This is a genomic window from Pseudomonas oryzihabitans, assembly GCF_032027545.1.
GTDB lineage: Bacteria > Pseudomonadota > Gammaproteobacteria > Pseudomonadales > Pseudomonadaceae > Chryseomonas > Chryseomonas oryzihabitans_F.
Map to the genome: position 1 here is coordinate 1 of NZ_JAVSJB010000056.1, position 5,103 is coordinate 5,103.

Consider the following 5,103-nt stretch of genomic DNA (forward strand, 5'->3'; position numbering starts at 1 on the left):
GCAGCATCCATTCACGAGCAGCTCACCTGCCTAACATCTTTCCGTAAAAAGGTGTCAGGCAGCCGCGGGGTTGGCTTGTAAGGGCTCGACGTCAAGGCTAGGCAGCATCACCACCTTGGCAGAAACGGGTAGAGGCGTTAGGTATTCGTCGGGCTGAGGGATGGCGAGGCCCTGCACGAATAGGTAAAGAAGGTGCTTGAGCAATAGCGCCTGCGCGGCTTCCAGTGCCTGATCAAGTGTTGGGGCTTCGGCACACACGCCTTCGAAGTCAGGCACGATCACTCGGTACCCCTGGGCGGCTGGCATCCAAGCCGCTGGATAGGGGACGAGCACATCCAAGACAGCTTGCCGCCCCCTATTACGATGCCCTTCCAGCTTGCGGACAAGCCGCGTTGCCCGTAAATGGGTGTAGCGTTTGAGCATGCTCAGCGACTTATGCCCGCTGATGGCCGCTACCTCCATGAGGTCAAGAGTGCCCAGCTCGAACAATCGCGAAATCGACTCATGCCGCAGGTCGTGAAAATGCAGATCGACAATGCCGAGTTTCTGCAGCATGAAGCGCCATGTGCTTTTGAAACCGTTGGCGGTGTACCGGAATACTGCCCCTGATGTCTGGGGCTCCAAACGCATCAGCACATTGCGAGCCTTAACGCTCAAAGGCACGTCGCGCTTTGTACCATTCTTGGTGTCATCAAGGTGGATGATCCGGCTACGCAAGTTGACGCGCTCCCATCGCAACCCCAACAGTTCGCTCTGGCGCATGGCGGTCTCCAAGGCAAGACTGACAAGCGCGGCCAGATCCCTATTGGGATGGGCATGGGCGTAGCGCATGATTAGCCGCTCTTCTCGCGGCAGTAGCCGACGATCTCGTCCGGCCGAGGGTTTGGGTTTGCGAACCTGGGTAACCGGGTTCTGCTCACAGGCACCCCACTCTATCCTCGCGATGTCGAACAGGTTGGAGAGCAACGCCAATTCGAGCCGAACGGTGGATGTCGACAGCACCACTCCGGTCTTCGGGTTTCGCTGCAGAAGGCGAGCATCGCGGTAGGTGGCAATATCAACCGATGTGATCTCCCGAAGTGCCCTCTTCGCCATTAGGGCACGACGCAACTGCTCGATCCGATAGCTTTCCTGAACGTATCCCTTTTTCAAGACCGAGACCTGACTACGATAGCGCTCAAGCGCCTCATCCAGGGTCATCTCCACTCTCTTACCTCTGCTGCCGTCAAACAGGCGCGCGAGTCTAGAGGGGAATACAAGGGTCGTCAGCTCTAGCCCAACCCTTTCACAAGCGTTAGCGGTTGTTGCTAGCGGCCGTGGACAGGATGCAGGCCTGATAAGCGTCCATCTCCTGGAAGCAACGCTATGCCCATGCTTTGGATCATTCTAATGATAGCGACCGCTGTCGTAGGGCTCTTGGCTGATGCCGAGCGCTCCTCCAACACTCGCTCCGTTGCCGTCGATATCGATGCACTGGCCTACAACATGATCACCTATCGCAATGCCTTGGCCGAGTACGCGCACGCCAATCCGACCGTCACCGGCGCGCCGGCCGATTCTGTCTTGGCACTGCCTACCTGGTATCGCAAGCTGCCGAACGTCTCCGGCTATGTGAACACCGGCCAGAGCTTCACCTACTACCTCAGGCCGCCCAATGGCCTGGTCAGCAAGATGGTCGACCTGACCCAGTCTCAAGCTATCGGCACGGTAGTAGCCAGCACGCTGCAGAGTCCTATCAGCGGCAACATGGGTATCGTTGTTCCCCCAGCCATTCCCAACGGCTCAGCGCTCGCCTATCAGTAGCCGTTTATCGCTTATCATGCTCTGGCATGAACCTTTCAGACTGATAGCACATCTCTATCACTCCGATAGTTTATGCCCATATGAGGAGCAGTAATGGAGCATGGAGTCGATCTACTGAGAACCGCGCTTTCGCCCTATTCGGTCGAAGCAGTCATCCGGTCTGCTGACAAGACCGCTGTCGTGACTGTTGCCCATCAAGCGGCCAAGGTCACCCGTGTACTAAAACAAGCCGACCTTCAGGATCGAACCAAGCTGGCTGAGCATGTGAATGACTTCAAGCGTGATATGGCGGGTGCCCGTGAAGACGCTGACCATGAGCGTGTTGAATTGATGCAGCGCCTTGGATCACGCGGTCTGGCGTCGTTCAATCCGGGATTGCATCGACCTGGCAAGCCTAGGTAGCGTTGTTGCTGGATAGCGCTGATGTCTGGCAAATCGGTTTAGGACCGCCGCTACGCATAGTGTGGAAGTGGACGAGCTCGATGCCAACTGACCTAGCGAGTGCCTCAAAGGTTACCGCTGGGTCAGAGGGCTTATGGCCGAGCAGCAATCGCTCGGCGAAGCAGATCTCCGCATAGGCATCGCTGCGCGAAAGCCGATCAGCTCTCACGATCAAAAACCTGAGTTCACCCGTCGTGTAAGCAATCTCAAAAACCTACGTTTCGCCCATAGCCTGTCATTCCGTGACAAAGATCACATTTCGATATCATATTGACACTACCGTTCACCGACATGAAGCGCAAAAACGCCAGCTGTAGAGCCTCTCGCCGGAAATCATTAGTCAGACAAAAATCTCTCACTTCAACCGAATCTGAGCTAATTGCGGTTCCGCGCTGACGCCTCATGCCGCTCCAGGCACGGTTCCTCTGTAGGCCACTCGGCCATCAACAGGGGAATCCCATGCGTGTGTTTTTGTGCGAGAAGCCCAGCCAGGGCAAGGACATTGCCCGGGTGCTCGGCGCCACTGGGCGCGGTGAGGGCTGCATTCGCGGCCAGGGCGTGGTCGTTACCTGGGGGATCGGCCATCTCCTCGAGCAGGCCCCACCCGAGGCCTACGATCTAGCGCTGAAGTCCTGGTCCCTGGATGCACTGCCGATCTTGCCGGCAAGCTGGAAGGTCGAGGTCAAGGCCAAGACCAGCAGCCAGTTCAAGGTGGTCAAGGCCCTGCTCAAGGAAGCGACCGAACTCATCATAGCCACCGACGCCGATCGCGAGGGCGAGATGATTGCCCGTGAGCTGCTGGAGCACTGCGGCTACCGCGGCCCCATCCAGCGGCTGTGGCTGTCCGCCCTCAACGACGCCTCGATCCGCCAAGCCCTGGCCAACCTCAAGCCCGGGGTCGAAACCTTCTCCATGTATCACTCGGCACTCGCACGTTCGCGGGCAGACTGGTTGATCGGCATGAACTTCACCCGGCTGTTCACCCTCCTCGGCCGTCAGGCCGGCTACAGCGGGGTGTTGTCGGTAGGGCGGGTACAGACGCCTACGCTGCGCCTGGTGGTCGACCGCGATCGGGAGATCGCCCACTTCGTCCCAGTACCGTTCTGGAGCTTGGACGTGCTGCTGGCCGCCAACGGCCAGACCTTCACCGCCCAATGGCGGCCCAGCCGCGACATCACCGATGACGAGGGGCGCTGCCTGGACCAATGCCATGCCCAGGCGGCGCAGGCACGTCTCACCGCAGGATCAACCGCCATCGCCGTCTCCGTTGAGACCGAGCGGCTCAAGGAGGTAGCGCCCCTGCCCTTCGATCTGGGCACGCTGCAGGAGATCTGCTCGAAGAAGCTTGGCCTCGGGGCCCAGGAGACCTTGAATGTCGCCCAGGCGCTGTACGAGACGCACAAGGCGACGACCTACCCCAGGACCGACTGCGGCTACCTGCCCACCAGCATGCTGCCGGAGGTGCCGGCCGTGCTCGAGGCGATCCGCCGGACCGATCCGTCCATTGTCCCAGTGCTGGCCAGCATTGATCCGGCGCAGCGCTCACGGGCCTGGAACGACGCCAAGATCACCGCGCACCACGGCATCATCCCGACCCTGGAGCCCGCCAACCTGGCGGCCATGAGCGACAAGGAGCGTGCGGTCTACAGCCTGATCCGCGCGCACTACCTCGCCCAGTTCCTGCCCCACCACGAGTTCGACCGGACGGTGGCTGATTTCGACTGCAACCAGGTGGCGTTGCGGGCGGTGGGCAAGCGCATCGTCGTGGCTGGCTGGAAGACGTTGTTCCAGGCCGCGCCTGCCGCTGAGGATGATGAGGACAGCAAGGAAAAGGACCGCTCGCAGATCCTGCCGCCGCTCCAGAACGCCTCCCGCGCCCAGGTGCAGCAGGCCCAGCTCAAGGCGCAGCAGACGCAACCACCTAAGCCCTACACCGAAGGCGATCTCATCAAGGCCATGAAAACCGTGGCCAAGCTAGTGACCGACCCGCGGCTGGCCGCCAAGCTCAAAGAGACCACGGGCATCGGCACCGAGGCCACCCGGGCCAGCATCATCCAGGGCCTGATTGATCGTGGGTTCCTGCTCAAGAAGGGCAAGGCAGTGCGGGCATCCGACGCCGGCGTCTCGCTGATCGCCGCGGTGCCGCCGGCAGTAGCCGATCCGGGCACTACCGCCATTTGGGAGCAGGCCCTGGACATGATCGAGGCCGGCACCATGCAGTTGGATGACTTCATCGCCAAGCAAGGCGCCTGGATCGGCAAGCTGGTCGCCCAGTACCGCCAGACCACGCTCAACATTAAGGTCCCGGAGGGTCCGTCCTGTCCGCTCTGTCAGGGCAAGATGGCGCAGCGAAAGGGCAAGAGCGGCGACTTCTGGTCCTGCCTGCGGTACCCCGACTGCAAGGGCCTAGTGAACATCGAAACATCAAAAGGGAAAGGCAAAAGCGGCCCAGGAAAAGCCAAGCGCAGCAGCGCTTCCGCGTAGGCTCCGGGGCCGGCGGGAGCTTTCTTGCCTTTGTCACGGTCACAGCCCCATAATGCAAGCGTTCCACCCCGCTCGCGCACTGGCGGTCATCAGTGGCAACCCCGGAGTTTCTCGACCTGGTCCTGAAGCTCCACCCCCAGAGCACGCTAAGCATCGGGTAGGGCGTGTAGATCTTTGCGTGATGCTCTCCCTGTGTCTCCCTGCTCCGCAGCTGACACGCAGCCGTCTAACTTCGTGATAAGCGGGTTTACAGGCACATAGGGCTCACAGAAGGTTCGGTGCATACTGTACTTCGGGCCGACCTGGTGTGTTGGCCCACACTGTTCCTCCCCTTTAGCTGCATTCGAAGGGTAGCCTGGTCCTCTCGGCATAGCC

General features: G+C 60.4%; 4 protein-coding genes. 3 read left to right on the forward strand and 1 reads right to left on the reverse strand.

Annotation, left to right across the window (positions count from 1 at the left end; translation table 11 throughout):
* Positions 1 to 54 precede the first annotated feature (54 nt).
* Positions 55 to 1,200 carry a site-specific integrase gene (locus RND78_RS27470; RefSeq protein ID WP_312733370.1) on the reverse strand — a complete coding sequence of 382 codons (1,146 nt, stop codon included), beginning with the start codon at positions 1,198 to 1,200 and terminating at the stop codon, positions 55 to 57.
* A gap of 165 nt (positions 1,201 to 1,365) precedes the next feature.
* On the opposite strand from RND78_RS27470, the gene pilM reads away from it, so the two are divergent.
* The 3 genes from pilM (at position 1,366) to RND78_RS27485 (ending at position 4,728) form a co-directional block, all read left to right on the forward strand.
* Positions 1,366 to 1,803 carry a type IV pilus biogenesis protein PilM gene (gene pilM / locus RND78_RS27475; protein WP_312733372.1) on the forward strand — a complete coding sequence of 146 codons (438 nt, stop codon included), beginning with the start codon at positions 1,366 to 1,368 and terminating at the stop codon, positions 1,801 to 1,803.
* Between the two features lie 93 nt (positions 1,804 to 1,896).
* Positions 1,897 to 2,205 carry a DUF3509 domain-containing protein gene (locus RND78_RS27480; RefSeq protein WP_312733374.1) on the forward strand — a complete coding sequence of 103 codons (309 nt, stop codon included), beginning with the start codon at positions 1,897 to 1,899 and terminating at the stop codon, positions 2,203 to 2,205.
* 498 nt (positions 2,206 to 2,703) lie between these two features.
* Positions 2,704 to 4,728 carry a DNA topoisomerase III gene (locus RND78_RS27485; protein WP_312733375.1) on the forward strand — a complete coding sequence of 675 codons (2,025 nt, stop codon included), beginning with the start codon at positions 2,704 to 2,706 and terminating at the stop codon, positions 4,726 to 4,728.
* The last annotated feature ends 375 nt before the right edge of the window (positions 4,729 to 5,103 follow it).

Coding starts and splice junctions, on each gene's coding strand:
- RND78_RS27470 (WP_312733370.1), bottom strand. CDS start 1,200: ATGACCCTGGATGAGGCGCTTGAGCGCTATCGTAGTCAGGTCTCGGTC.
- pilM (WP_312733372.1), top strand. CDS start 1,366: ATGCCCATGCTTTGGATCATTCTAATGATAGCGACCGCTGTCGTAGGG.
- RND78_RS27480 (WP_312733374.1), top strand. CDS start 1,897: ATGGAGCATGGAGTCGATCTACTGAGAACCGCGCTTTCGCCCTATTCG.
- RND78_RS27485 (WP_312733375.1), top strand. CDS start 2,704: ATGCGTGTGTTTTTGTGCGAGAAGCCCAGCCAGGGCAAGGACATTGCC.